This is a genomic window from Streptomyces sp. NPDC058231, assembly GCF_042882275.1.
GTDB lineage: Bacteria > Actinomycetota > Actinomycetes > Streptomycetales > Streptomycetaceae > Streptomyces.
The window spans coordinates 23,926-49,464 of record NZ_JBHVWN010000041.1 but is presented as its reverse complement, the minus strand read 5'-3'; the positions used below and the strand labels follow the sequence as shown (position 1 = coordinate 49,464).

Annotated in this window: 24 protein-coding genes; 20 read left to right on the top strand and 4 right to left on the bottom strand. The window is 67.9% G+C overall.

What is annotated here, in order from left to right; translation table 11 throughout:
• Nucleotides 1–666 precede the first annotated feature (666 nt).
• Nucleotides 667–1,557, top strand: a complete 891-nt coding sequence (locus tag ACFVXE_RS24855; protein ID WP_389674231.1) for a TIGR03620 family F420-dependent LLM class oxidoreductase — start codon at nt 667–669, stop codon at nt 1,555–1,557.
• Between the two features lie 239 nt (nt 1,558–1,796).
• On the opposite strand, the gene ACFVXE_RS24850 is transcribed toward ACFVXE_RS24855, so the two are convergent.
• Nucleotides 1,797–2,312, bottom strand: coding sequence for a YceI family protein (locus ACFVXE_RS24850; RefSeq protein ID WP_389674229.1), 516 nt, complete (start codon nt 2,310–2,312; stop codon nt 1,797–1,799).
• Nucleotides 2,313–2,448: 136 nt separating this feature from the next.
• On the opposite strand from ACFVXE_RS24850, the gene ACFVXE_RS24845 reads away from it, so the two are divergent.
• The 4 genes from ACFVXE_RS24845 (at nt 2,449) to ACFVXE_RS24830 (ending at nt 5,117) form a co-directional block, all read left to right on the top strand.
• Nucleotides 2,449–2,949, top strand: a complete 501-nt coding sequence (locus ACFVXE_RS24845; protein ID WP_389674227.1) for a MarR family winged helix-turn-helix transcriptional regulator — start codon at nt 2,449–2,451, stop codon at nt 2,947–2,949.
• Between the two features lie 327 nt (nt 2,950–3,276).
• Nucleotides 3,277–4,185: a class I SAM-dependent methyltransferase gene (locus ACFVXE_RS24840; protein WP_389674225.1), complete on the top strand. Its 909-nt coding sequence runs from the start codon at nt 3,277–3,279 to the stop codon at nt 4,183–4,185.
• A gap of 155 nt (nt 4,186–4,340) precedes the next feature.
• Nucleotides 4,341–4,502 (top strand): hypothetical protein, encoded by a 162-nt coding sequence (locus tag ACFVXE_RS24835; protein WP_389674223.1) that lies wholly within the window; start codon nt 4,341–4,343, stop codon nt 4,500–4,502.
• A gap of 51 nt (nt 4,503–4,553) precedes the next feature.
• On the top strand, nt 4,554–5,117 hold the full coding sequence (locus ACFVXE_RS24830; protein WP_389674279.1) for a GNAT family N-acetyltransferase: 564 nt from the start codon (nt 4,554–4,556) through the stop codon (nt 5,115–5,117).
• 434 nt (nt 5,118–5,551) lie between these two features.
• Here the strand turns inward: ACFVXE_RS24830 and ACFVXE_RS24825 are convergent, their stop codons facing one another.
• Nucleotides 5,552–6,001, bottom strand: coding sequence for a spore-associated protein (locus ACFVXE_RS24825; RefSeq protein WP_389674221.1), 450 nt, complete (start codon nt 5,999–6,001; stop codon nt 5,552–5,554).
• A 345-nt stretch (nt 6,002–6,346) separates the two neighbouring features.
• On the opposite strand from ACFVXE_RS24825, the gene ACFVXE_RS24820 reads away from it, so the two are divergent.
• The 6 genes from ACFVXE_RS24820 to ACFVXE_RS24795 all read left to right on the top strand — a co-directional run bounded on the left by ACFVXE_RS24820 (nt 6,347) and on the right by ACFVXE_RS24795 (nt 13,071).
• The gene (locus ACFVXE_RS24820) at nt 6,347–7,168 is read left to right on the top strand and encodes a hypothetical protein (RefSeq protein WP_389674219.1); all 822 of its coding nucleotides are present in this window, start codon (nt 6,347–6,349) and stop codon (nt 7,166–7,168) included.
• Nucleotides 7,169–7,277: 109 nt separating this feature from the next.
• Complete coding sequence (locus tag ACFVXE_RS24815) at nt 7,278–7,400, top strand: hypothetical protein (RefSeq protein ID WP_389674218.1); 123 nt, start codon at nt 7,278–7,280, stop codon at nt 7,398–7,400.
• Nucleotides 7,401–8,613: 1,213 nt separating this feature from the next.
• On the top strand, nt 8,614–8,877 hold the full coding sequence (locus ACFVXE_RS24810; protein ID WP_389674216.1) for a hypothetical protein: 264 nt from the start codon (nt 8,614–8,616) through the stop codon (nt 8,875–8,877).
• 162 nt (nt 8,878–9,039) lie between these two features.
• Nucleotides 9,040–11,148, top strand: a complete 2,109-nt coding sequence (locus ACFVXE_RS24805; protein WP_389674277.1) for an RICIN domain-containing protein — start codon at nt 9,040–9,042, stop codon at nt 11,146–11,148.
• 21 nt (nt 11,149–11,169) lie between these two features.
• A complete protein-coding gene (locus ACFVXE_RS24800) occupies nt 11,170–12,474 on the top strand; it encodes a ThuA domain-containing protein (RefSeq protein WP_389674214.1) in 1,305 nt (434 codons plus the stop codon).
• 423 nt (nt 12,475–12,897) lie between these two features.
• On the top strand, nt 12,898–13,071 hold the full coding sequence (locus tag ACFVXE_RS24795) for a hypothetical protein (protein WP_389674213.1): 174 nt from the start codon (nt 12,898–12,900) through the stop codon (nt 13,069–13,071).
• A 243-nt stretch (nt 13,072–13,314) separates the two neighbouring features.
• Here ACFVXE_RS24795 and ACFVXE_RS24790 read toward each other — a convergent pair whose 3' ends face one another.
• On the bottom strand, nt 13,315–15,636 hold the full coding sequence (locus ACFVXE_RS24790; protein ID WP_389674212.1) for an FUSC family protein: 2,322 nt from the start codon (nt 15,634–15,636) through the stop codon (nt 13,315–13,317).
• A 464-nt stretch (nt 15,637–16,100) separates the two neighbouring features.
• Between ACFVXE_RS24790 and ACFVXE_RS24785 the strand changes: the two genes are divergently transcribed.
• From ACFVXE_RS24785 to ACFVXE_RS24770, 4 genes are all read left to right on the top strand, one after another.
• Nucleotides 16,101–17,300 (top strand): NAD(P)/FAD-dependent oxidoreductase, encoded by a 1,200-nt coding sequence (locus ACFVXE_RS24785; RefSeq protein WP_389674211.1) that lies wholly within the window; start codon nt 16,101–16,103, stop codon nt 17,298–17,300.
• The gene (gene sigJ / locus ACFVXE_RS24780) at nt 17,297–18,190 is read left to right on the top strand and encodes an RNA polymerase sigma factor SigJ (RefSeq protein ID WP_389674209.1); all 894 of its coding nucleotides are present in this window, start codon (nt 17,297–17,299) and stop codon (nt 18,188–18,190) included. Before ACFVXE_RS24785 ends, sigJ begins: the two co-directional genes overlap by 4 nt.
• Before the next feature lie 159 nt (nt 18,191–18,349).
• Nucleotides 18,350–18,946 carry a 2'-5' RNA ligase family protein gene (locus ACFVXE_RS24775; RefSeq protein ID WP_389674207.1) on the top strand — a complete coding sequence of 199 codons (597 nt, stop codon included), beginning with the start codon at nt 18,350–18,352 and terminating at the stop codon, nt 18,944–18,946.
• 287 nt (nt 18,947–19,233) lie between these two features.
• On the top strand, nt 19,234–19,476 hold the full coding sequence (locus ACFVXE_RS24770; RefSeq protein ID WP_389674205.1) for a hypothetical protein: 243 nt from the start codon (nt 19,234–19,236) through the stop codon (nt 19,474–19,476).
• A gap of 33 nt (nt 19,477–19,509) precedes the next feature.
• Here ACFVXE_RS24770 and ACFVXE_RS24765 read toward each other — a convergent pair whose 3' ends face one another.
• Nucleotides 19,510–20,025: a DinB family protein gene (locus ACFVXE_RS24765; RefSeq protein ID WP_389674203.1), complete on the bottom strand. Its 516-nt coding sequence runs from the start codon at nt 20,023–20,025 to the stop codon at nt 19,510–19,512.
• A 755-nt stretch (nt 20,026–20,780) separates the two neighbouring features.
• Here ACFVXE_RS24765 and ACFVXE_RS24760 point away from each other — a divergent pair.
• The 5 genes from ACFVXE_RS24760 (at nt 20,781) to ACFVXE_RS24740 (ending at nt 25,325) form a co-directional block, all read left to right on the top strand.
• Nucleotides 20,781–21,317 (top strand): DinB family protein, encoded by a 537-nt coding sequence (locus ACFVXE_RS24760; protein WP_389674201.1) that lies wholly within the window; start codon nt 20,781–20,783, stop codon nt 21,315–21,317.
• Nucleotides 21,314–21,514 (top strand): zinc ribbon domain-containing protein, encoded by a 201-nt coding sequence (locus tag ACFVXE_RS24755; protein ID WP_389674199.1) that lies wholly within the window; start codon nt 21,314–21,316, stop codon nt 21,512–21,514. The genes ACFVXE_RS24760 and ACFVXE_RS24755 overlap by 4 nt, the downstream gene beginning before the upstream one ends.
• Before the next feature lie 183 nt (nt 21,515–21,697).
• Entirely contained in the window at nt 21,698–22,171 is a 474-nt protein-coding gene (locus tag ACFVXE_RS24750) for an NUDIX domain-containing protein (RefSeq protein WP_389674197.1), read from the top strand.
• 1,052 nt (nt 22,172–23,223) lie between these two features.
• Nucleotides 23,224–25,158, top strand: coding sequence for an amidase (locus tag ACFVXE_RS24745; protein WP_389674195.1), 1,935 nt, complete (start codon nt 23,224–23,226; stop codon nt 25,156–25,158).
• Nucleotides 25,155–25,325: a hypothetical protein gene (locus tag ACFVXE_RS24740; RefSeq protein WP_389674193.1), complete on the top strand. Its 171-nt coding sequence runs from the start codon at nt 25,155–25,157 to the stop codon at nt 25,323–25,325. The genes ACFVXE_RS24745 and ACFVXE_RS24740 overlap by 4 nt, the downstream gene beginning before the upstream one ends.
• Nucleotides 25,326–25,539 lie beyond the last annotated feature (214 nt).

Below are 25,539 nucleotides of genomic sequence, written 5' to 3'. Positions count from 1 at the left end.
CCGCCGACGCCGGTAATTCGATGCGCGAGGCGTCCATGGACTCAAGGTCCAACCCCCACAGATGGCTGCGGACGAGCCCGCCAAATGAGACGACCTCCAAGTCGGGCACCTGCGGATTCGCCGGACGTGGGGGGCGGCCTTCGTCTGATCATGTGCTCCGACGAAGGTGCACATGCCCAAGACGAAGGCCGTAGGTGAGTCTGTTGCCCGATGGTGTCCGGAGGGAGGCGTCTGTCGCTGTGAATTCCGGCGTGAGTCACACCCGCGCGAGGGCCAAGACTCACTGACCATGGCCACACACCTTCGCGGACATCATCGACCCGATTCCTTCGTCCGCTGCTGAAACGTCAATTTCCGCTCAGCGAGGGGGCTCTACGCCGACCGGACGGGGAGAGAGCCGGGTGGGCGCCACCGCTTCGGGTGCGGTGGTCGGCTTGCGGTCGGTGCGCACCGGCAGCGCTCTTCTGCGTGAAACCGGAGGCGCACCACCGCAGTGACTCCGTCGGCTCAGGACAGGATCTGCTCGCTTCCCCGCAGTCAGAGCCCACGCCGTCGTGCCGCGCAAGCACAGGGCAGTAGTCGAGGACGGCACTCCTGCGTTGCATCCGTACGGATGAATCCCCGCCCAGCCGGGAATAGCAGGCACGGGTGGCTGTTGTTCACACCATGACTTCTGAGACGCGCGAGACATTCGGACGGGTCGGCATCTGGAGCAGTGCCCTGCACGGGTCGCGGACGGACGACGCGGGCAGGGGGGCGATCGCGGAGGCGGTCGCCGAGCTCGAAGAGCTGGGGTACGGCACGCTCTGGATCGGGGGCAGTCCTTCGCCCGACGACGCCGCGGCTGTCGTCGCCGCCACCCGCACGGTCACCGTGGCCACCGGCATCCTGAGTATCTGGGACCACACCGCCGAGGAGGTGGCGGCGCGGATCGCGGCGATCGACGCGGGCGCACGCGGGCGATTCGTCCTCGGCCTGGGCGTCAGTCATGGCCCGTTGGTGCCGCAGTACGCGAAGCCGTACAGCGCGATGGTCGCCTACCTCGACGCACTCGACGCCGCCGTACCGCCTGTCGATCGTGGACGTCGGGTCCTGGCCGCGCTCGGCCCGAAGATGCTGAAGCTCGCAACCGGCCGGGCGCTGGGCGCACACCCCTATCTGGTCACCAGCGAGCACACGGCGGAGGCACGCGAAGCGCTCGGCCCCGACGCGCTGCTCGCCCCGGAACTCTCGGTAGTGCTCGACACCGACCTCGACCGGGCCCGCACCACCGCGCGGAACATGCTGGCGAGGTACCTCGGACTGCCCAACTACACCGACAATCTGCTGCGCCTGGGGTTCACGGAAAGCGACTTCGAGGGCGGCGGCAGCGCCCGTCTCCTCGACGCCCTCTTCGCCCTGGGCGACGCCGAGCGCGTGAGGGCCCGGACCAGTGAGTACCTCGACGCCGGCGCCGACCACGTCGCGCTCCAGGTACTCACTGCCGACGAGGGCAGCGCAGGCCTGCCGCGGACCGAATGGCGTGAGCTGGCCAGGACCTTCGCCGCCGAGTTGTAGAGGGCGGCTCGCAACAGCCGTTCGAAGTGGCCACCCAATCCCGTCGAGGGCCATCGATGACGCGGTGCCAGACATGGCCGCCGCCAATTCTGGACCGCTCCGCGACGGCGAGGTGCTCCCCCGCCGTGCATCCTCGGCCCGCCGACATGAAACGCCGACGTAACGACCGATTAGGTGCCCGTTCGAACCGCCTTACCTTGATCGGCCGGACAGTTCCGCCTCGGTTGGACGGGACTTTCTCAGGACGCCGCGCGGACGAAGCGGAGGGATGCGGTGACGGTGGTGCGGCCGCGCATCATGCCCAACTGGTTCCAGCCCATGCTGAACTCCTCCCGGTCCACGGTGAACTCCGCCGCGACCGTGACCGCGTCGGCGCTCGCCTCGATGAGGTGCGCGGCGAAGGACTGCGGTCGACTGATGCCCCGCGCGGTCAGCTGACCGGCGACCTGGACCGTCTTGCCTTCCCCCGGAGTCGCGCTGCTCACGGCGAAGGTGAGCTCGGGGTGCCGGTCCGCGTCGAAGAAGTCGGCGGACCGCAGGTGCGTGTCGCGCTTGGCGTTCTTGGTGTCCAGGGATGTGGCGTCCAGGGTGACCGAACCGCTGGCGGAACCGTCGGGGCCGACCTCACCCCCACCCGTGAGACCGGTGAAGGCACCCTTCACGGTAACCATGCCCCACATCGTCTTGTGCCGGACTCCGACGGTGGAGCGGGCGGGGTCGAGCTGCCAGGTGCCGGTTTCGACTGCCATGGACATGCGGTCCTCCTGATGGGACGCCCGAGGTGAGTGGTGGACCGGAAACGGAGTACGACGCCTCCCCTCCAGTCATCCAAATTTGGATGACTGGAGGCTAGCCGATACTCCAAATTTGAACAATAGGTACACTGGGATCATGGTGACTCCCCCCGTCCCCGCCGACCCGCCCGGACATGACGCGACCGGCGAGTCCACCTTGCTGCCGCCCGAACTACGGGCCTGGATGGGGCTGCTGGCCGCGGCCGGCGCGATCGAGCAGCAACTGCGTGCCCGCGTGAAGGAGACGCTCGGCGTCTCCCACGACGAGTTCCTCGTACTGTGCCTGCTGGCTGACGGCGCCGCCACCGGCCTGCGCATGACGCAGATCGCCGAACGTCTCGGCCGCCCCAAGACCCGGCTCACCTACCAGGTCGCCTGCCTCCAGCACGCCGGGCTGATCACCCGCAGCACGGCCTGCGGTGACCGGCGGGGCATCCAGGTGACGCTCACCGACAAGGCGCGGCAGCTCCTCCGAGAAGCCTCCGGCGCGCTGGCCGAAGCCGTCACCCAAGCCATCAAGGGCCTGGAGGGCCCGCACGACTGCGCGATGATGCACAGCCTGCTGCCGAACTCGGCGGATGCCGAGGACAACACGTAGGTCCAGGGGCCCGTACCTGGGCCTCCCCGCTCTGAAACAGAACTCTCCGGAGCCTGACCCGCCCACCGCAGCCGGTCGGACTCCGATGGCAACCGGTCCGAGCTCACTGGCACAGGACACGGCCCCCGCAGAGTCCCGTAACCCGACCTGAAGCCCGCAGTCACCACAGGACAGGGCCGATTGCACAGGCCGGCCCGGGATTGGACAGCCACTCCGAACCGGCGCTCGACTTCGCCGGCACAGCGCCGTTCCAGGAGGGCAAAGAACCCGTCGATTCGCAGGAAAACCGGTGGAACAGTCGGAGCGTGTATCCGTACCGTCCGCGGTGTGACGTATCTGAGCCCCCTGGGATATCTGCTGGGCATCGAGGGTGCCGCTCTGCTGCGCGGCTTCAGGGAGGGAAGCGCCGACCGGGCGTTCGTCGAGGCCCGGATCGCCGAAATCCGCACCCTGCTGGACACACCCACCCTGGCGCAAGCCGAGGGGGTCACGGCGCATGCCGGCACGATCAGCGCGGCCGACGTCTACCAGGACTGGGCGCCACATTATGACGCCCCCGGCAACCAGATGATCGACATCGAACAGCCCGTCGTGCGACGCCTCCTGGACGGCCTGCCCGCCGGTACGGCACTGGACGCGGCCTGCGGAACCGGTCGTCACACCGCCTACCTGCAGGAACTCGGCCACCATGTGATCGGCGTCGACGCCTCACCGGACATGCTCACCCAGGCCCGAAAGCGCCTGCCAGGCGTCGAATTCCACGAGGCCGACCTGCATCGGCTGCCCCTTCCCGACAACGCGGTCGACACCGTCGTCTGCGCACTGGCCCTCACACACGTCCCCGACCTGGCCCCCGTGCTGGCCGAGTTCGCGCGCGTCCTGCGCCCCGGCGGAAACCTTGTGATCTCGGATGCCCATCTCCTGGTGTCCTACCTCCGCCCGACCCTGGCCCGCCGTCCCGGCCTGGATGGCCGCCCGTCCCTCCTCACCGAATACCACCGCCCGCTCAGCGCTTACCTCGCAGAAGCCCTCCCACTGGGCTTCCAGGTCCGGCACTGCGAGGAACTCCGTCGTCCGCGCCCCTCCCCCGACCCCGATACCGCCCCGGACCCTCTCCCGACCCACATGTCCTGGGACCTGCTGCGCTGGTACCCGGAAGCGTCGGCCGCGGCCATGGACGATTCACCGATCGTGGTCATCTGGCACTTCCAACTCGACGGCACCCGGGAGGGTTGAACAACCGGCCTGAGCCGAGGCCGCGATCTGGGCAGGCATCGACGCAGGTAAGAGACGTTGCCACTGCCTGGTGATCGACGAGAACAGGGGTCGGCTGCTGTCGCGCCGCGTCGCCGACGACGAGCCGGGAGCTGCTCCAGTCGCTCGCCGACGTCATGTCTTCGGGTGACGAGGTGACCTGCGGCATCGACCTGGCCAACAGCGGGGCCGCCCTGACCATCACCGTGCTCCTCAACCACAGCAGGCGAACGTTCTACATCTCCGGGCGGGTACGCCCCTCCGCCTTGCGATGCACCGCATCTGACGCCGCGCACTGATCCACCGGGCATCACGGGACAGCCCTTAGGCTGCCGGTCATGAATCCGGACATGACCAGCGGTGCGACCACGGAGCCCGCGATCCTTGACGCCTTTGAGCTGGCTTCCGATCCGGAACTGGAGGCCCGGTTTGCGGAGTCGGCCCACCGGATCCTGTCGCACCTGGTCGGTGGAGGTGCCGCGCTGGGCTGGGTCGAACCACCCTCCCGGGATGAGGTGGCGGAACTGCTCGGCCACGTCGTCTCTGCGGTGCAGGCTGGGGATGCGGCCTTGCGTGCTGCATACCTCGACCGTCGGCTTGTCGGATTGGGATACTGGCTCCGCTACGGCAGGCCGACCCATCGGCCGCACGCCGATCTGGAGAAGATCGCGGTAGACGCTGCTGCCCATGGCCGTGGCGTCGGTCGGGCGCTGGCCGCCGCCTTGATCGCTGACGCCCGGGAGGCGGGTATCGAAGTCCTCACCCTGGACGCCCGTGGCGACAACACCAATGCCCTGCACCTCTACCGGTCGCTGGGCTTCACCGAATACGGCCGCCTGCCCGGCTTCGTCGCCGTCGGCGAACGCCGCTACGACAAGGTCTTCTGCATGCTGGACTTCCGCCAACAGGACTGACCGGACACGCACCGACGCCCGGCGGCGGCCCGTCGGCACCTCGCGATCTTTCATACGAGATGATCTCGATATGCGTGGCAGGGATGGACTGTTCGACCGATGGCCGTGATGGGTGGTGGTGTGCATCTGCATGTCGCCACGGCTGGCCGAGCGCTCCGGCGCCCCGGTCACGACCCTGCGTTTTCACGGATCCTGGCTGCTGTCCGCGAAGCGGACCATGCCGGCCTCTCGCGTCGATGACCGGAACGCCGTCGAACGCCGCACGTCAATCCCGACCGGCGTCCGCCCCTCTTCCGTGCCGGCCCACCGACCCACTGGCCCACCGCAAGATCCCGCCCCGCCTGCGGCTCATGGATACCCGGCAACCGTCAGCGGTGTGGCGGTCGGATTCCGGGCAGCGGCGACGCGGGACCTCTCGGCCGAGTGGTGCCGGATCAGCGGATCTCGGTGGTCCGCTGCTCCCTGAGCGCTGCACAGTTGGAGTTCTCCACCGATACGTACACGTTGGCGATGTTGCCGCCCCAGCTCACGCAGTGGCCCTTGCCATACACGTAGCCCGGCCCCGCGTACGACGTGTAGTTACCGGAGTCCCCGGCCCACTCGTCGGTGTCGGTGACGTAGATGTACGTGGACATGTCCTTGGCCTTGCCCGGGTTGGCACGGATGGTCGCGACGCAGTTCTTGCCGTTCGAGGAGTTGTACGTCAGATAGACGGTGCCCAGCGAGCCGACGGGTACCGAGTTGACGGTCTTGTAGGCACTGCCACAGACGCCCTGCGGTGTGACGTTAGGTGCGGCAGAGGCCGCCGTGCCGAACACGGCCGTGCCACCCACCACCAGCGTGGTTAACGCCCCCACAGCCGCGAAATTGCGCATGCTTCCCATGTGTCCCCCTTGTGTCCCTGAGAGCTGTTTACTCCCACTTGATGTGACTCCCGAACGGCAAGGATGGTTGCACCGGGTGCGCACAGAAATGCCGGGTGAACTCATGGATGCGGCGATCGGACAGAGCGACGCAGTGCGGCCCCTGTGCGCCGCGCGCACCCCCGACCCCGGGCACCTGCGGGAACGGCGCCTCCGGGCTCGGGCGACGGGTCGAGCGGGCGCAGAATCGTGCTGCGGCCGACGGGAGCGAGACCGATCTCGCTCTTGTTGGCGTGTACATGATCTGGAAGTCTCTCTTCACATCGGCCTGCCGCCCGAGTGGGCCCATCGACTCCAGGAGTGTGCATGCTCCCCCGCTCTCCCCACCGCCCGGCGCTCATCGCCGCGATCACCGCTGCCCTGGCCGGGCTGCTGATGACGCTGACGCCACAACCCGCCGAAGCTTGGGGCTACGGCGTCAACCGGGTCCTGAGCGCCGCCGAGGACAGCCACACCCAGACCGGGATGGGCCCTGGGTGGGTGCTGCTGAGCTACAAGGCCAACGGCCCGATGGTCGGCTACCTGTTCGGCCAGGACTTCGCCTTCGCCGATGGCAGCGTCAAGCCCGGCCCTGATCACATGGACATCCGCGACACGGGTGACGCAACCGCCGGCAACACCGAGGGCATCGACCGCTGGCCCTGGGGCTATGCAGGCGGCAGCTTCGACGGCTGTGCATACGCGTACGGCACCAGCAAATTCGGATTCGAGCACGGCGGCTTCACGTCCGCCAGCTGCGCCGGCGGGCCGAACGTCATCGGTTCCAGCAATGCCGACGGCAGCCCCGACCAGCTGAACTGGTGGCATTCCGAGAATGTGTTCTGCACGGACACAGCGACTGATGTGCTGTGCAGCCCGTGGGGTGTGTGGAGCGAGAACAAGGGCGGCGGCCTGAAGGTCACCTCCTCCATCGCCTCCTGCACCACCTACGGCAACATCGGTTCCGCTGCGGCTTACGGCTCCGGCGCGGCGGTGCCCGCGCACCCGCTCGGCACCGTACCGCCCGGCCAGCAGGTCGACGTGCGCTATGTCGCCAAAAGCCGCCAGTGGGTGATGGCCAAGTGGCACGGCCAACGCCTGGCGGGCGGTATCGCCTGGGCGTTCTTCCCCCGCAGCTGCCTGGCCTGAGCGGACGGCATGTGGCTCCACGCCGGGGTCACGTTCTTGCCGCGGGTGCCCTTTCGGGAGCTCCCGCCGCTACCCGTCCCTGCCGCTGAATCTGCCGCTCACCCCGGTCATGCTGCTGCTCTTCGCCTACGTCCATGGCGATCTCACGAACACCGGCATCGGGCACGCTGTCGACAGCGTGCTGCAGTGCGTGATGAACGTGGTCCTCATCGGGGCCACGACAAAGCGCTGACACTGATGATCCTGCCGCTCCTCTCCAGCACCTTCGTACCGGTCGACGCGATGCCCGGCAGGTTCCAGCAGATCGCCGGGTACCAGCCGTTGACCCCCGCCGTCGAAACGCTGGTGGCATCCTCCTCGGCAGCGAGATCGGCAACAGAGAATGAATGGAGGTCGCCTGGGGCCGGCCGTGCTCGGCTCCTTCCGGTCCACGTCGCTGTTCAACCGCGACCCGAAGTAACAGGAGAGAGACCGGCCAGCAGCCTGAGTGCCGTGGCCTTCAGCCCCACTCCGGGGCGGCGTACTCCGACTCCGTGTCGGCGTACGCCGCCCCGTTGGCGGTCTCCGCCGCCCGCCAGGCCCGCAGCGCCGACAAGGCTCGCCCAAGATTCGGCGATTCGCGGGCCCAGGTCGACCCGATCCGAGATGACGACGGACGGCAGTTCGGCGAGCGCCTACATCACGGCGGTGTCCCGCGCAGTGCGAACGGGCAGGCCAACGAGCTTGACCGGCCAGGGAAACCGACCGACTCGCAGACCTGTTGAGGCATCACCTGAGTTCGTCCTGGTGGACCTCCTCGATCCGGAAGCGACGCTCAGGGATCGCAGAGTGCGTATTCCGCGTCCGGGTTTCCCAGTCATGTGACTGACACGGCGGCCTGGACGAAGCCCAGACTGCGAACGTGCAGAGAGAAGGAAACCCTCATGAGACGTATCGCCTTTTCGGTCGCGGCCCTGCTGATCGGGGCCGTTCTCCCGCCCCACCGGCTCTGACGGCATCCGGCGGGTACACCGCACAAGTGATCGCGTGGGGTCCGTGTGCGGATGCCCAACTGTCCGCCGGCGGTGCGGAGCGTCTCCGAAGGGAAGGTGCGCACGAGCCCTTCCAGCCGAAGCGCGGGGCGGCCTGTCCCCAGGAGCCCCACGGGCCCGCGACGGCCAGGCCGGCGCTCCGACCGCGAACACGAGCGCCGACGACGACAGGAAGCCGCCATCGCGACCGTGCGTTCAACTCCTTGTGCATGCAGAGCAATTACGGGGTCTCCTTGCTTCACATCTTGACGCGCCTGGTTCAGACCTTTAGGTTCACCGATCACCACCGTTCCAAGAATGCACTCGACGTTCACATGTCTGGACGGGCCACGCACCTTCCGTCCCGATGCCTGCACCTGCGCGCCACGCCCCCGCCCCCACCGTCGGCCACGCACGAAAGGCTGTGACCTCTCGATGACCAGACATCTCCTCCTGCGGCCCACGACGCTTCGCGGCACCCTCTCGACACCAGTACTCGACCTCTCGGCCAGTACCCTCAGCCTGTCGCCAGCCGCGGGCCCGATCACCGGGCTTTCGGGCAAGCGCTTTGACGTCACCGGCAATTCGCCCCTGACGGAGCCTGGCCAATTGCGGGCCTGCAGCATCGCCGACAGCCACTCCGGAGTGAGCCGGCAGAACTGGCACTGCACACGCACCGTCGCGCAGTACACCGGCTGACGGACGCGTGCGCCCCTCCCACCCCCCACCCCAGCCCGTGAAGGAGATCCCACCGTGCCCGGATCCAAGAGAGAAACCGGCCGCAGCCGGATACCGAAGCTGCTCACCCTGATCGCCCTCCTGGCCACGGCTGGAACCAATGTCGCGGCCGTCTCACAGGACATGCCGACCGCGCAGACCGCTGCACTGCCCACCAGTTGGGCCACCGTGGTCAACATGGGCAGCGGCAAGTGTGTCGACGCGCGAGCCGCGGGAACGGCCAACGGCACCGTCGTCCAGCAGTACGCCTGCAACGACAGCCAGGCCCAGCAGTGGCAGTTCGCGGCCACCTCCGGCGGCTACGCCCAGATCGGCAATCACACCGACGCCACCAAGGTCTGGGACGTCACCGACGTCTCCACGGCGGACAGCGCGCTGGTGCAGCTGTGGACGTACGGCGGCGGAAACAACCAGCAGTGGCAGGCCGTGGCGGAGTCCAGTGGCGCCTACCATTTCGTGAACCGCAACAGCGGCAAGTGCCTCGACGTGCCGAGCGCCTCGACTGCGGACAGCGTGCAGCTCCAGCAGTACACCTGCAACGGCAGCCCGGCCCAGTCCTTCCGCGTCAACCCCGTGGATCCCCAACAGCCGCCCGGGACACCGGACCTCGGCCCGAATGTCACCGTCTTCGACCCGTCCACACCCGCTGCCACCATCCAGAACAGCCTCAACGCGGCCTTCGCCCAACAGGAGACCAACCAGTTCGGCACCGCCCGCAAGGCCTTCCTCTTCAAGCCGGGCACCTACGACGCCGATGCCAACGTCGGCTTCTACACCCAGGTCGCTGGGCTCGGCCTCTCCCCCGACGACGTCACCATCCGCGGTGCGGTACACACCGAGGCGGACTGGTTCCAAGGCAACGCCACCCAGAACTTCTGGCGGTCGGCGGAGAACCTGTCCGTGACCCCGACCTCCGGCACGGACCGCTGGGCGGTGTCGCAGGCCGCTCCGTATCGCCGGATGCATCTGCGCGGCAACCTCCTGCTGGACGACGGCGGTTGGTCCAGCGGCGGCTACATGGCCGACACGAAGATCGACGGTCAGGTCAACTCGGGTTCGCAGCAGCAGTGGCTGTCGCGCAACACCGAGTGGTCGAGCTGGACCGGCTCCAACTGGAACATGGTCTACGTCGGCGCCAAGAACGCTCCCGCGAACAGCTTCCCGAGCCCGCCGTACACCACGGTCGATCAGACCCCGGTGTCGCGTGAGAAGCCTTTCCTGTACGTCGATTCGGCGGGCGCCTACAAGGTGTTCGTGCCCGGTGTACGCTCCAACTCATCTGGCACCTCGTGGAGTTCAGGTACTCCCACAGGCACATCTGTTCCTCTGTCCGACTTCTTCATCGTCAAGCCGGGCGCGACCGCCGCGCAGATGAACGACGCACTCGCCCAGGGCAAGAACCTGCTGGTGACGCCTGGTGTCTACCACCTCGACCAGACGCTCAGGGTGACCAGGGCCGACACCGTGGTTCTGGGCCTCGGCCTGGCCACGCTCATTCCCGACAACGGGATCACCGCCATGACGGTCGCCGATGTGGACGGCGTCCAACTGGCCGGGCTGCTGATCGACGCCGGCACCACGAACTCGTCCCAGCTCCTGGAGATGGGGCCGAGCGGCTCGTCCGCCGACCACAGTACCGACCCCAGTTCCCTGCACGACGTGTTCTTCCGCGTCGGCGGCGCGGGCGTCGGCAAGGCCACCTCCAGCCTGACCATCAACAGCAACGGCGTCATCGGCGACCACCTGTGGCTGTGGCGCGCCGACCATGGCAGTGGCGTGGGCTGGACCAGCAACACCGGCGCCACGGGGCTCGTCGTCAACGGCAACAACGTGACGATGTACGGCTTGTTCGTCGAGCACTACCAGAAGCACCAGACCGTCTGGAACGGCAACGGCGGCCGCACGTACTTCTACCAGAACGAGATGCCGTACGACCCGCCCAACCAGGCTTCCTGGATGAATGGTTCGACGCAGGGCTACGCCGCGTACAAAGTCGCGGACTCCGTCACTAGTCATCAGGTGTACGGGTTCGGCAGCTACTGCTACTTCAACGTCAATTCGAGTGTGACCGCCGAGCACGCCATCGAGGCTCCCAACAACGCGAATGTGCGTTTCAAGGACATGGTGACGGTCTCGCTGGGCGGCACCGGGACGATCCGGCACGTCATCAACGACCGTGGCGGACCATCCAACTCCACCACCAACGTCGCCAATCTCGTCAGCTACCCCTGATACTCGAAGGAAGGATCGTCGATGGACATCGGCACGCACATCAGCAGATCCGGTCCGGCGCGTACGACCCTGTGGGTACTCGTGCTGCTGGCGACAGTGCTCGGCCTGGCGGCACCGCCCGCCGCCCGGGCGAGCACGGCGGCGACGCCTTTCAAGGTGCTCGCCCTGTACAACGGCACCTGGGACGCCGCGCACATCAGCTTCGTCCACGAGGCCAACGACTGGTTCCCCAAGCAGGCCACGCAGAACGGCTTCACCTACACGGCCAGCAACAACTGGGACCTGCTCAGCAACGGAGGCGTGAACGCCTATCAAGTCGTCCTGTTCCTCGACGACTTACCACAGACGGCCGCCCAGCGGTCCGGCTTCGAGCAGTACATGCGCGGTGGCGGTGCCTGGATGGGCTTCCACGTCTCCGCCTTCACGACGGACGCACAGGCCTGGCCCTGGTACCACAACCAGTTCCTCGGCAGCGGCACCTTCAAGTCCAACACCTGGGGTCCGACCACGGCCGTCCTGAAGGTCGAGGACCGCACTCACCCGTCCACCATGGACCTGCCCGCGACGTTCACCTCGTCGGTCAGCGAGTGGTACAGCTGGTCCAACGACCTGCGGCAGAATCCGGACATCAAGATCCTCGCCTCGATCGACCCCAGCAGCTTCCCGCTGGGAACGGACCCCGACCAGACCTGGTACAGCGGCTACTACCCGATCCTGTGGACCAACACGAAGTACAGGATGCTGTACGCGAACTTCGGTCACAACGCGATGGACTACGCATCCAACACCGCGCTGTCGTCGACATTCGCCAGTGAGACACAGAACCGGTTCCTGCTCGACGGGCTGAAGTGGCTGGGCGGGGCTGGAGGCACCACGCCACCGGCGGACCAGATCCCCGAGACCGCTTGGTACTCGCTGACGAATGCCGCCAACGGCACCTGTGTGGACGCTCGTTCCGCCGCCACCGCGAACGGGACCGCGATCCAGCAGTATTCCTGCAACGGGACCCTGGCGCAGCAGTTCCAGTTCCGCTCGACGGACAGCGGATACACACGGATCACCATCCGCGGGAACCCGCAGCAGGTCATCGACGTGACCGACCGCTCGACCGCCGCCAACGCTCCACTTCAGCTGTGGAGTTACTCCGGCGGGCAGAATCAGCAGTGGCAGCCCGTGAAGGAGAGCAGCGGCCGTTTCCACTTCGCCGCCCGCCACAGCGGCCAGTGCCTGACTTCCGCGAGCTCCTCGGCGAACGGGGTCCAGCTGACCCAGCGACCCTGCGACGGCTCCTCCGCACAGAGCTTCACACTCACAGCACAGCCCTGACCGCTCCACCTGACGGTGCCCCTCGCCCCTGATCCGCGGCGAGGGGCACCGGGCCGTTCTCACGACAGGGAAACACAGGGCGGCCGGCATCCGCCGGGGCGCCTGCGGATCATTCCGGCCGCTCATGTCGACGAACAGGCCTTCTCGCATCCGGGCCAGGCACTGACGCCCGAAGGGCAGCGCACCCTCCCTGGCATGGGCCCACGGCTCATACTTCAAAGGGCGCCGCCGAACCGTGAACTGCTCAGAAAACGCTCGCACGAAGCCAGCCGGGACGTCACCCGTTTGCCCCGCAGTGGTTGCCGTTGAGCCCGGTGGGAGGTGGGCTGTCAATGCGCCTGGCGACAGTCGCCAGCGCCAGGAGCGGTCGCCCGAACGGGACGGACCAGCTCCGACCGAACCACACGAGACTTGGAGATTCACATGCCCTACCGCAAGGGACAGCACGTGGAGTACCGGGACCAGCAGGACGAGCTTCAGCGCGGCGAGATCCGCAGCTCCGAAGGCAGCGGGGCGCAGGCGCGCTACGCGGTCCAGAACGAGGCGACCATGCGCGAAGACAAGGTCAGCGAGAACCAGATCGAGCGCGAGCTGTAGTAACCGCTCTGCCGACTCGGCCGCCGTTGCACTGAACCAGAGTGCAGCGGCGGCTGCGTGGTGCCCGAGACAGGGCCCACCGAACACCAGCGGCCGGGCCGCCGAGCCGCCCGTCCTGTACCGCAGTGCCGGTTCCTGACGCGCGTCCACGTCGCCACCCGAGTGCGGTGAGAGTGGCGAAGGCCTGGCCGACTCACCCGGTTTACGTAGAACGTGGCCTGAACGCCGCGATGCCGGCGTCGGCTACGCACCCCCGCCTCGTGACGACACCTGCTCGGGTGTCGCGACAGAGGCCACCCCGAGGGGGCGGGCCAGACCGATCAGCCCTTCGTCCAGGCGTTGCAGGTGCCGCAGGACGCGGTCCGTGACACGGTCGTGCCGGGGGCCGGGCTTGTCCGTCTCCAGCATGGAGGCCAGGCTCGCGCCGGTCTCCAGCACGCCGTCGCTGTTGTCGTCCTCGACGCGAGCGATGAGCACGTCGATGTTGTGGGCGATGCGCCGGCCAGCTCCCTTGAGGAGGGGGTCCGCGGCGACGCTCTTGCTGGTCGGGAGGAGTTCGGCCGTCGCTGCCAGCGAGCGCGCGTGGTAGGCGCAGGTCTCCAGGAGCGCCACGACGTAGCGTGCGGTCTGGCGGCGGGTCCGCAACGGGGTGATCGGGTGGGTCAACGGCTGCGTGGAGGACCGCAGGTCGTCCAGTGCCGTATCGAGCTCCCGGGCCATGTCCAGCAGATCGAGCGCACGCCCGCCGCTCAGCTGCTCCACCGCGGCATCGGTGACGTCACCGAGCCGGGTCAGCACCGTGCCAAGGAGTTCGTCGGTACGGCGATCGGTGTGCACCGGCAGGACCACGGCCGCTGCGACCACGCCGCAGACAGCGCCGAGCGCGGTCTCCTGGATACGCAGGAGGAGCACCGCGGAGCTGTAGGTGTTGAGCAGGGTGTACAGCAGCCCCAGTGCCGCCGTGACGAAGAAGGACATCAGGGCGTACGACAGCGGCGCGGTGAAGAACATGGCGAAGATGAACAGCAGCACGAGGGCGAACGCCGTCCAGGTGTGGTGGCCCACCAGGCCCGCCAGGACGACACCGGCGACGACGCCGAGAACCGTACCCAGCAGCCGACGGTAGCCCTTGACCAGGATCTCACCGGTGGACGCCGTGTTCAGGAAGACGACCCAGCAGGTCAGCACCGCCCAGTACCAGCGCTGACTGGAGAGGAGCTCCCCGCCCACGATGGCCAGCGCCGAACCCACCGACACCTGGACCGCGGCACGGGTCGTGGGACGCTCCAGCCCCTTGCGGAGATCCTCGACCGGCTCGGTCTCCTCGGCCTGCGCGATGGCGACGTCCTCGGCATCCAGCTCCTCGCGGGAGCGCGTGGTCGCAGGTGTGTCGTCGGATTCGTCCTGCGGTCCGTCGAGAGCCAGCCGTAGGCCCATGACAGCGCGCGCCGCCTCTCCGATGCCGCGGAAGACGTCCTGGACGGGGGCCGGTGCCCGCGGCAGGTTTTCCTCGTCCCGATAGCCGAGCAGCCGGTTGCGTAGGTGGGCCACCGCGGCGCCGCGGTTGTCCGGCCCCGGGCGGCCGACGAGCAGGCGCAACGCGTTGAGATCACGGCGCAGCGTCGCGGTGATGTCGTCCTGTGTCCGCAGCTGGTCGCCGGGCGTCGGCACGGGCGCGTGAGGCAGATGGAGCGTGAGCGTATCGGCGCGTTCGGAGCTGCGCGCGGTGAGGATGAGTACGCCGAGCCGCTCGGCGGCGATCTCGGCGTCGGCGATACGGCGCTGGACGAGCAGGGCGGTGGCGCTGTCACTGGTGCCCTCCTCCAGCCGCCCCTGGATCATCATCGCGCTCTGGTGAAGGCGCGCGGTGTGCCGGCGTACGTCCTCCAGCGTCTTCTCAGCATGGTCCGGCACAGCGTCGAGCAACTCGATCTGCGCGAAGACCAATTGGGCGAAGCGCGCACGGAATGCCTCGCGCAGTCGCAGCAGAATGCGTTCGGGTGTCTCGACAACCAACGCGAACCGCACGACCGCGCTGCAGACGAACGCGACGACCAGTGTTCCGCACAGCCCCGGCAGCGCGGAGATTGCGGCCCTGACGAACAGGGACACGAAGTAGATCTGAAACCCGATGAGTCCCAGGGCCGTACCGCGATCGCCGAACCGGCGACTGTAGACCGCGGCGAAGATCAAGGCCAGGAAGACGAGGTCGCCCGCGACGACCTGGGTACTCAGCAGCGCTCCCAGTGACATCGCCACGAGCGCGACGGGCAGGCCGAGCGCGAGCGTGATGGCCTGTTCGCGCCGCTGCTTCTCCTTGATGGCGAAGGTCGCGACCATGGCCGCGATGGAACCGGCAACCATGTGGCTCACATCAGCCTTGAGCAGCGCCAGGACCACGAGCGTGAGCGCGATGGCGCCGACTGTCCGCAGGCCGGCCATCAGCCGCAACAGTCCGGGGTCGGAAGCCGAGAACCACTCCCAGACCCTCGTCCGGCTCGCCCGTTTCACTGTCCTCACCTGCCGCTTTCCCCGCACGCCACCATAAACCGGAGCGTCCAGCATGGCACGCGTCACCCCCCGTCATGACCTCGCCGTCCCGTGGGAGTGATCAAGCGGTTGTGTGTACATGCCGAACGAGAAGGGCGTTGGCGAGGCACACGGCCTCGTCATCCTGCACGCCATGGTGGTCCTCATGCTGATCACCGACCAGGTGGGGAAGCCGGGGGTGCTTCCTTCCCGCTCGCGGCACGGGCGGTGGTCGCGGCGATGGACCGGACGACGGCTTCGTGACTGTCAGCCCGGATCGGGCGGCGAGCCGGGCAGGACCGCGCCCACCCGGTCGTCGGCGGGGGCGCGGAGGGGAAGGCAGGCGCGGACAGTGGCGCTGGACCGGATGTGGTCGGAGACCCGGGTGAAGAGGTCGCGGCGCCGGAGGGCCGGACGGCAAGTCCCCACACCCTCAAATGGAGTGACGTGCGTCACGTCGCGTCGTGTCACATCTTGGAGATCCGCGGTGTCCTGAGGGCATGACTGAACACAGCAAACCCAGCAAGGTCGTGGTCATCGGCGGTGGTTACGCCGGAACACTCGCGGCCAACCGTCTGCGCACGCGTGCCGACATCGACATCACGCTGGCCAATCCCCGCCCGACGTTCGTCGATCGAATCCGGCTGCACCAGTTCGTGGCCGGCACCGGTGACGCCGTGGTGGGCTACGACACGCTACTCGGTGAGGGGGTCCAGTTGGTCGTCGACAGCGCCACGCGCATCGACACCGTCGCCCGCACGGTACTGATGGCGTCGGGCCGCGCGCTGGACTACGACTACGTCATCTACGCGGTCGGCAGCACCGGAGTGGCACCGTCATCGGTGCCTGGCGCGGCCGAGTTCGCTCTCCGCATCGCTGAATACGAGTCCGCCCGGCGGCTGCGCGCCAGGCTGGAGGAGTTGCCCCGCGACGCTCCGGTCACCGTGGTCGGCGGCGGACTGACCGGCGTCGAGACGGCCGCCGAACTCGCCGAGCAAGGACGTACGGTCACGCTGATGTGTGGCGGGACCCTGGTGCCGTCACTGAGTGCGCCAGGTCGTCGGTCCGTCGCCAAGTGGCTGTCCCGGCACGGTGTCGCCGTAGTCGAGGCCGGCGTGGTGACCGAGGTCCGGCCGGAGGAGGTCGTCCTTGCCGACGGTTCTGCCGACGGTACGGTGCGTCCGAGCGCACTGACCATCTGGACGGCCGGTTTCGGCGTGCCGGAGCTGGCGGCCGCGAGCGGACTGCGCACCGACGCACTCGGCCGGCTGCTCACCGATGAGACACTGACCAGCGTCGACGACGACCGCATCGTCGGGGCCGGCGACGCCGCCGCACCCTCGGGCCAGCCGCTGCGGATGAGCTGCTATGCCGCGGGGCCGCTCGGGGCGCAGGCCGCCGACACCGTGCTGAGCCGCGTCGCTGGGAACCAACCAGCGGTGATCGACCTGGCTTTCTCAGGCTCGTGCGTCAGCCTCGGCCGGCACGCCGCCGTCCGACAGCTCGCCCGCAAGGACGACGCCGTGGTGAACGCCTACATCGGCGGACGGACGGGCGCAGGGATCAAGGAATTGGCTTGCAAGGTCGCGGTGTGGAAGATCCGCCGCGAAGCCCGCAAGCCAGGTTCCATGATCTGGCCCAAGGGCGGCCCACGGCCCGAGCAGCCCACCTCCGCTTCGCAGGAGGCCACGTCCACGTGACCACCGACGAGCACGCCGAGCGGTTCACCCTGTTGCGGCCACTGCTGTTCACGATCGTCTACGAGGTACTCGGCTCGGCGACCGAATCCGACGACGTGCTGCAGGACAGTTACCTGCGGTGGGCCGACGTCGACCTCACAACGGTGCGGGACACCAAGTCGTACCTGGCACAGCTGGTGACCCGCCAGGCGCTCAACGCGCTGCGGGCGAGTGCGCGCCGTCGCGAGGACTACATCGGCCCGTGGCTGCCGGAACCGCTGCTGCTCGACGAGCACGACCCGTCGACCGATGTGGTGCTCGCCGAGTCGGTGTCGATGGCGATGCTGGTGCTGCTCGAAACACTCACCCCGGATGAGCGTGCGACGTTCGTGCTGCGCGAAGTGTTCGGCTTCGACTACGACGACATCGCCGCAGCGGTCGGTAAATCCGTGGCGACGGTGCGCCAGGTGGCGCACCGCGCCCGCAAGCACGTACAGGCGCGGCGTAGGCGCTTCACACCCGCCGACGCCGCGAAAACCGCGCAGATCACCGAGCAGTTCATGACCGCGGCAGCCACCGGTGACCTGGAGGGGCTGCTCTCGCTGCTCGCACCGGACGCCACCTGGACCGCCGACAGCGGCGGCAAGACCACCGCAGCACGTCGACCGGTTGTGGGCGCGGCCAAGGTGGCCGCGGTGGTCCTGAACATCCTCCGCGTGGGACGGCTGGCGGACCTGCGGACCGAGTTGGTCAACTGCAACAACACGCCGACGATGGTCATCTACAGCGGCGACCACGTCGAAGGCGTCTTCCTGGTCGAGATCATCGAGGGGATGATCACCAGCATCTACGCCATCCGCAATCCGGACAAACTCGTCGCGGTAGCGGTTCCGCGTCGGATCAGCCGGTGAAGAGCCGTTACGGGCTCTCCCACCATTGGTAGTGAGGCGTGTCGGCCAGGCTCCTGGGGCAAGGGCTCGCTACGCGGAGCCGCGCCAGTGCTGCTCCGCGCAAGTTGGTAGAGGTCGTGATCTTGCGGGCGGGGGGCCACTGGCTGACATCATGTCGCCATGGCAGCGGACGAGGTGGCGCAGTACGGGGCGGGCGAGACAGCGCTGATCGTCAGGGTCTCCGAGGCGGAGCCTGTCGTGGGCGGCTGGCGTGGACGGTTCGATGGGTCGGTGAAGGCCGGGGTCCCAGCGCATGTGTCGTTGCTCTACCCGTTTCTGCACCAGGACCGCATTGACGAGCAGGTCTTGGGCGTCCTGAGTGACGTGTTCGGTTCCTGCAGCGCTTTTGACCTTCGTTTCCGGGAGTGCGGTCGCTTCCCCGGGGTGCTCTTCCTCGCCCCGGAACCTGACGGCCCGCTGCGGGCGTTGACCGCGGCCGTCGTCGACAGGTGGCCGGAGGCACCACCGTACGGGGGTCGATTTTCCGAGGCCATTCCGCATCTGACGGTGGCGAACGGTCAGGAGCCGAGCGTGTTGGACGCGGTTGAAGCCGACCTGGCGAGTCGGCTGCCCGTCACGACACGCGTCAGTTCCGTGCAGTTGCTCGTGTTCGACGGCGTGGTGTGGCGTGAACGGGCGGACTTCGCTCTGCGCGCACCACAGGTCGATGCCGGTCAGGCGGCCTTGAGCGGGCTGCCGTCGCAGGTCCAGCGGTAGGGCTTTGCGGTGGTGTTGTGATCGATCGCGTAGGTGTCGAGCTTGCCGATGAGGTCGTCGCGGCCGGGGAAGTCACCGTGCCGCAGGACCCGGCGGGTCAGCGCGGAGAGGAACAGCTCCTCCTGGTTCGACCAGGAGGCGTGCGGCGGGGTTCAGTACACGGTCCAGCGCGGGTGGCTGGCCGGCCATCTCCTGGTGTGCTCGGCGGTATATGAGGAGCCGTTGTCCAAGAGATGTGGACCTCGTGGTCGGGTGCGATGACCGCGTCGAGCCGGTCGAGGAATGCGGTGAACGTCGCCGTGTCGTTGCGGGCGATGATCTCGGCAGGCGAGTTGCCTGGCGAGGAGGATCTGCTGCCGCTGTGCCGCCTGCGCTTCACCGGTGTCGTGCACACCTGGGGCTTCGCGATCTACCTTGCCGGCCGAGGGAAATATGAGGGCAGCTTCCTCCCCACCGGACTGCCCACCGGCTCACCCGAAGACGCCCTGGACTGCGCCTGCCTCCTCTGCCTCGGCGACCCCACCCCCTGACCAACACCCCTCCACGACTTCGGCGGAGCCGCGCTAGTAATAGCCCTTCGTGCCGTCGAGCAGCTCTCGGACGATGTCCGCGTGCCCCGCATGCCGCCCTGTCTCCTCGACGAGGTGGATCAGCATCCAGCGGAGGTTGGCGCTACCGGAGCGGAAGCCGGGGTGTCGGCCGATCGCGTCCGGGGACGCGGCGGCAACGATCTCGTTGCTTCGGGCGCACTGGGCCTCGTACTCCGCGAGGAGCTCGGCGAGGGGGCGGCCGTCGGTGTGCCAGTCGGCGTCCTCGCTCGACTCGTCGAACGACGGGTTCTGCTTCTCGTCGCCGCCGAGGAACAGCACCTCCAACCACATGTGCTCGGTCCAGCGCATGTGGGAGATGAGACCGGCCATCGTCATGACCGGTGAGGTCGGGATGACCGGGCGGTGCGCGTCCTCGTCGCTCAGCCCCTCGCATTTCCAGCGCAGGATCTGCCGCTGCAGGTCCAGCCAGCCGATGAGCGCGGTACGTTCGTCCGCTTGGAGCGGGGGGCGTTCCAGTTCCGATGTCATGTCGGCGCACGCTACCGGGGCGGTCAAGAGGGGACACCTGGGTTTCCGGGCTCTTCCGCGATTGATGATCTCCGACACGGCTGAGGACAGTGGGGTGCTGCCCCGGGCCGCGGCTGCGCACATCGGAGGATGTTCGCCAATGCCGAGGCCGAGGAGGCGACCTGCGGATCGACGATTTGGATACCCAGGTGAGCCGCCCCAAGGCCCACCGACCCGGCAACGTGACTTTGTGCCCGGCAAGCGCGAGCAGTACACGGTCAAGACGACCACGATCAGCGATAGGCAGGGTCGGACCCTGTGGTCCGGAGCGGTGCGTCCGAACCGGATGCATGACCGGACCTGCGTACGCACCGAGGACATCGCCCACCACGCAACCGAGCGCACCACCCGGAGTCGGACGAGTACCCAACTCGTGCCCGTCCGCCCCATGACCTGCTGGCCCAACCACCGGTCGAACCTCCAGACCGACACGCCTCACGACCAATCGCGGGAGAGCCCGTAAGTCTCCTTCTTCGCTTCAGCACTCTTCTACCGCTGTGACCGCAAGGGGTTCGCCGGGTTGCGTTCAGGCCGCTTGTGATTCGCAGCCGTGGATGGCCACTCCCGAGACGGCATCGAGCGATGAGTTCCGATACGAAGAGAGGTCTTCATGGGCAGACGTGCTCGTGAGGTGCCGGTAGAGGCGCCGTCCGGTCCTCGGATCGTGGGCACGTACGAACTCGACCAAGCTTGATGACCGGTAGGGAGACTCCAGCGTGAGCGACATCGTGGTCCAGAAGATCGTCCGTCCTGAGCGCGCAGTATCGGGCCCGTGGCTGGAGGTGATCGCCTCCAATCTCGATTACCACCGGGCGACCTTCTTGTGGAAGTGCGAGGACCTCTCGGATGCACAACTGCGGCTTCGTCCTGTGCGGTCGTCGGCGTTGACCCTGCTGGGGCTGATGCGCCATCTGCAGGGGGTTGAGCGTGCCTGGTTCCAGCGGACGTTGGCCGGCGCAACTCCTCGCTTCTTCCCCTATCGGACCTACGTCACCACTGACGGCGGCGAGTGGTACGACGAGTCGGACGCCACGACGGCCAGGGACGTCTACGAGGACTACCTGAAGGCGTGCGAGGAGTCGCGGCAGGTATTCGCGAAGGTGACCGTCGACCTCGCACGCATCGTGCCGAACCCGGAATTCGGCGACACCGATGTGCGGTTCGTCCTTGAGCACGTGATCGAGGAGTACGCCCGCCACGTCGGCCATGCGGATCTCCTCCGCGAGGCCATCGATGGCGCCACCGGTGAGTGACCGCGGCACGCCGGTCCGGGGTGCCGCCGGTGTACGACGATCCGGCATGCACCGGCCGGCAATGCTCCAGGTGCGGACACATCGACCGGAAGAACCGAGTCGATCCAGCAACGTTCGCGTGCCGCGCCTGCGGCGTCACCCTGCACGCGGACGACAACGCGTCCCACGACATCGAACGCAAGGGCGAGACCGTGTGAACTGCGGGACGTGAGTCACGCGTCCCAGCCGCCCCATGGGTGGTCCGGACGGAGGAGACAACCCAGCGGCCGGCTGGGCTCTCATCCGAGCCCGTTCCTTCAGGACCAGGTCGAGTTGACCAGTGCTGCGACCGCACACGTTCGCCGGGCTGGTCCCCCGCAGTGTCGAGTAGTGTCGAAGCCGTGGAGACGACAAACCGACCCGCCGCGCGGGTGATCTGCCTGGATGCCGCCGAGCGTCTGCTTCTTCTCCACTGGCGTGATCCGTTCGACGGGGCATTGCTCTGGGAGCCGCCTGGTGGCGGTATCGAACCGGGCGAGACACCGCTGATGGCGGCCCGGCGGGAACTCTCGGAGGAGACCGGCCTGAACCCCGATGCGGTCCGTGACCGGTCCGTGCCGGTCGAACGCGACGTTCGGTGGAACGGGAAGCGGTATGTCGGGCCGGAGCATTTCTTCGTGGCTCATTTCGCCGAGGAGCGGCCGGTGTTGAGGACGACCGGCCTCCTCCCGGATGAGCAGGTCAATCTTCACGCATACGCCTGGGTCGCGTGGTCCGACCTGAACACATTGGTGGATCGAATCGAGCCGCCGACGTTGTTGCGTGTTCTCGCCACGCTGGTGCCGGACGGCCCTTGGTGCGGTCCGGTGTGGTGAACGGGACCTTCTCGCTGCGGACGCGTTCGCGTCGCTGGGCGGCCATCATGCCGGGGTGACCCCGCGTCCAGATTGCGCCGGCGCAGGTAACGGTGCAACGTCCGGGTCTGGACTGTGTGGTGGCGATGGTGGGCGTCGGCCAGGGTGAACTGCCGCAGCAGCCCGAAGCGCTTCATCCGGATTCTCCCAGGACGCGTTCATCGGCGTGAAGCACAGATCGATCTTGTTCTTCTGCACCCAGCGCCTGATCATCCGTCAGTTCTTGCAGGCCGGACAGGCCGGCCGTGGTCACGTGGATCGGAGCACCGTCCGGGCGAGCCTCGTGGATCGACTTGCGCACGGCCCAGGTCGGCGTGCTGCCTTTGCGGCGCCGGTCGACGTCCCAAGGGGTGTCATCGCCGGCCGAGCACCATGGAGGCAGGTGGTGCCATGGGCTCGTTGACAGGTCGCAGGCAGCCGGGGCTGCCCTGCTTCGCTCCGCAGGCCCCGATGGTCGGGGGGATGCCCGGCGGCGGGCCCCGCATCATCCCGACCGACGGGGGGCGGGGGCGTGTGCGGTGGGTGCGCATGCAATGGCGAACCGTCAGCAGGTTGCCCGTCGGAGGATTTCAGAAGCACGGATTTCTCGGTTCCATCGGGGCGCAAGAGCGAAAGTCACAGTCCCCGAGGTGATGGGGGAAGAAGTTTTCCCGCCACGAAGAAACGGGGTTCCCATCCCGAAATGTCTTGCCATGCACATGGCACACTCGATCGATCTCGAACTGTTTATTTTCTGTTTCAAACATCTCTTCCCTCGCTGGCCAGAGACCCCACAGATCCTTCAGGTGGGTCAGTTGGACCTGATTCGTACGACATTAATCGGGCCGTGAAATTTATTCCTGCGGAACGCCGTCGAAACATGAACATGAACGCAATTCGGTCACCCGAAAATATCCTTCGACGGGCTTCCCATCGATATTCGCCGCGCTCTAAAGTCTGCTCCCGTCGACGTTCCCCCCACGTTCGCTTCTTTTCCCTTCACTCCGCCAGAACGAGGACAGGAACGCCTGTAGATGTCAGCAGACCGCTTCGCCTCCACCTCCCCGACGACCCCCGACAGCGCGCTCGCCGTACCCGAACCCCGGCACGGACTCAGTCGCCGGGCGATACTGGGCGGCGCCGCGGCAGTGACCGGAGCCGCCGCAATGACGGCCGCCACGGTGACGCCCGCCGCCGCGCACTCCGAGAAGCCGTCCACGCACTGGGCCGACTACGAGCACGCCTTCCCCTCCGTCGGATCCGTCAAGCGCCGGGCCCGGCTGGTCGACTACGAGGTGGTCGAACTGGCCGCCCTGCTGAGGGCACGGGTCGTCACCGCTGTGCAGGTGACCACCGCGTACCTGGACCGTATCGACCGATTCAACGGACCTTTCGAGACCTATGGCGACAACGGCGCCTACAACGCCTTCGTACGCGTCGACCGGTCCGGCGCGCTGGCCCAGGCGGAAGCCGCCGACAAGCAGTTCGCCCGCGCCCGCTCCAGCCGTGAGGCCCTTCCCCCGCTGCTGGGCATCCCGTTCGGCATCAAGGACTCGGTCGCCGTCCAGGGGCTTGAGGCCAAGGACGGCAGCCACGCCTTCGACGGCAACGTCGCACTGCGCGACGCCACCGTCGTCCACCGGCTGCGTGAAGCGGGCGCCGTCATCCTCGGGCACACCGTGTGTTCGGCGTTCTCCGGCTCCATCACCGGTAGCTTCGCCGGCAACGCCTGGAACCCCGCCTACGTGCCCGGCGGCTCCAGCCAGGGCTCGGGCGTGGCCCCCGTGGCGCGGCTCGCGGCGGCCTGCATCGGCGAGGAGACCGGCGGCTCCATCATGATGCCGTCAGCCGCCAATGGCGCCAGCGGCATCAAGCCCTCGCTGGGTACCGCCCCGGTCGCCGGGCTGATGCCGCTGTCCCCCGGGTACGACGTGCTCGGTCCGATCGCTCGCTCGGTGCGTGACGCGTCGCTGATCCTGTCGCTGATCCTCGGTCCCGACGCCGCCAACGACCCGCTGACCCTGTCGGCACCCGACCCGTTCCCTGCGATGCCGCTGACCGCGCGCCAAGGCAGCAAGCCGCTGCACGGAGTGACCATCGGCATCCCGCAGACCGACTGGATGCGAACCAGCCAGGGTGTCCAGGCCGGCACCGCGCCGCAGGACACGTACGACGCCGATCACTCGGCCGCCTTCAATCGCCTCAAGCAGCAGCTCACCTCGCTCGGCGCGACGGTGAAGGAGTTCCCGGGCCTGGACGTCACGCTGCCGGAGAACGACCCGTACTTCTCCAGCTCCGACGTGCTCGCCACCGTCGACGGTTCGGTGGTCTCGCCGTCCTCCGCGGTGCTCAGCCCCAACCGGTACGAGATCCGATACTGGGACGCGGTCAAGGAGTTCGCCGCCACCCGACCGGCCGACCAAGCTGCGGCGCTGCTCTCCCAGTACGGCCGCCGAGCCCCCGGCGAGACCGCTGCGTCCTTCGAGTCGGCGACCCGATTCGGTGGCGCCATACCGGCCTCCGTCCGGGTCGAGGGCGAAAAGCGGCGCCGTAAGCTGCAGGCCAACTACCAGGCCGCGCTGGACAAGGCGGACGTGGACTTCATGCTGGTGATGTCGCTCGGCGCGCAGATCGGCCTGCGGACCGGTGGCGGCTTCCCGGTCTATCGGGCGTACTACCAGCTACCCAACGCCCTGACCTGGCCGATGGTCTCCTTTCCGATCGGCTATGACAGCACCGTCGGGCTGCCGATCACCGCGCAGTTCTGGGGCCCCCGGTTCAGCGAGCCGGAGATCGTCCAGGCTGCCATCGACTACCAGGACCACTACCCGCAATACCACAACGCGGCGCCGCCCGACCCTGTGTTCACCGCTCCCCCCAAGGTCGCGCCGCGTGAGCTGAGGGTCGAGTCGACCACGCCGCCGGAGCTGTCCAACGATCCGCTGGTCGCCGAGGAGGCCCTGCGATGAGCTTCCTCACCGTCGGCTGGGGTCCGGTGATCAACGCCGGGCTGCCCCCGCAGCGTCCCGAGGCCGACGCCCCGATCGCCACCGTGGGCTGGCTGCCCAAACTGGGGACCGCCTTCTACCCCTACCCGCACGACGACCCGGATGTGGAGGCCTCCTCGTCCCGGTGACCCGACTCGGGTGCGCCGGCTCTCCCCCGAGGCCGGCCCACCCGTCACCGTTGCGGCCCGGCTCCCGCACAGCCGGGCCGACCCACCGGACGGCTCGTCACCGGACGCCGGGCCGCACACGCCCGTGCGGCCAAACGCTCTCGTCCCGCACGCCGTGGCGCGAGGACGCGGTGCATCTCGGCGATGAAGTCCGGGTCGCTGGACACCTTCCACG

Excerpts from the sequence above, each read along its gene's own strand:
- ACFVXE_RS24855 (WP_389674231.1), top strand. The coding sequence starts at position 667 with ATGACTTCTGAGACGCGCGAGACATTCGGACGGGTCGGCATCTGGAGC.
- ACFVXE_RS24850 (WP_389674229.1), bottom strand. The coding sequence starts at position 2,312 with ATGTCCATGGCAGTCGAAACCGGCACCTGGCAGCTCGACCCCGCCCGC.
- ACFVXE_RS24845 (WP_389674227.1), top strand. The coding sequence starts at position 2,449 with ATGGTGACTCCCCCCGTCCCCGCCGACCCGCCCGGACATGACGCGACC.
- ACFVXE_RS24835 (WP_389674223.1), top strand. The coding sequence starts at position 4,341 with ATGTCTTCGGGTGACGAGGTGACCTGCGGCATCGACCTGGCCAACAGC.
- ACFVXE_RS24830 (WP_389674279.1), top strand. The coding sequence starts at position 4,554 with ATGACCAGCGGTGCGACCACGGAGCCCGCGATCCTTGACGCCTTTGAG.
- ACFVXE_RS24825 (WP_389674221.1), bottom strand. The coding sequence starts at position 6,001 with ATGGGAAGCATGCGCAATTTCGCGGCTGTGGGGGCGTTAACCACGCTG.
- ACFVXE_RS24820 (WP_389674219.1), top strand. The coding sequence starts at position 6,347 with ATGCTCCCCCGCTCTCCCCACCGCCCGGCGCTCATCGCCGCGATCACC.
- ACFVXE_RS24815 (WP_389674218.1), top strand. The coding sequence starts at position 7,278 with ATGCTGCTGCTCTTCGCCTACGTCCATGGCGATCTCACGAACACCGGC.
- ACFVXE_RS24810 (WP_389674216.1), top strand. The coding sequence starts at position 8,614 with ATGACCAGACATCTCCTCCTGCGGCCCACGACGCTTCGCGGCACCCTC.
- ACFVXE_RS24805 (WP_389674277.1), top strand. The coding sequence starts at position 9,040 with ATGCCGACCGCGCAGACCGCTGCACTGCCCACCAGTTGGGCCACCGTG.
- ACFVXE_RS24800 (WP_389674214.1), top strand. The coding sequence starts at position 11,170 with ATGGACATCGGCACGCACATCAGCAGATCCGGTCCGGCGCGTACGACC.
- ACFVXE_RS24795 (WP_389674213.1), top strand. The coding sequence starts at position 12,898 with ATGCCCTACCGCAAGGGACAGCACGTGGAGTACCGGGACCAGCAGGAC.
- ACFVXE_RS24790 (WP_389674212.1), bottom strand. The coding sequence starts at position 15,636 with ATGCTGGACGCTCCGGTTTATGGTGGCGTGCGGGGAAAGCGGCAGGTG.
- ACFVXE_RS24785 (WP_389674211.1), top strand. The coding sequence starts at position 16,101 with ATGACTGAACACAGCAAACCCAGCAAGGTCGTGGTCATCGGCGGTGGT.
- ACFVXE_RS24775 (WP_389674207.1), top strand. The coding sequence starts at position 18,350 with ATGGCAGCGGACGAGGTGGCGCAGTACGGGGCGGGCGAGACAGCGCTG.
- ACFVXE_RS24765 (WP_389674203.1), bottom strand. The coding sequence starts at position 20,025 with ATGACATCGGAACTGGAACGCCCCCCGCTCCAAGCGGACGAACGTACC.
- ACFVXE_RS24745 (WP_389674195.1), top strand. The coding sequence starts at position 23,224 with ATGTCAGCAGACCGCTTCGCCTCCACCTCCCCGACGACCCCCGACAGC.
- ACFVXE_RS24740 (WP_389674193.1), top strand. The coding sequence starts at position 25,155 with ATGAGCTTCCTCACCGTCGGCTGGGGTCCGGTGATCAACGCCGGGCTG.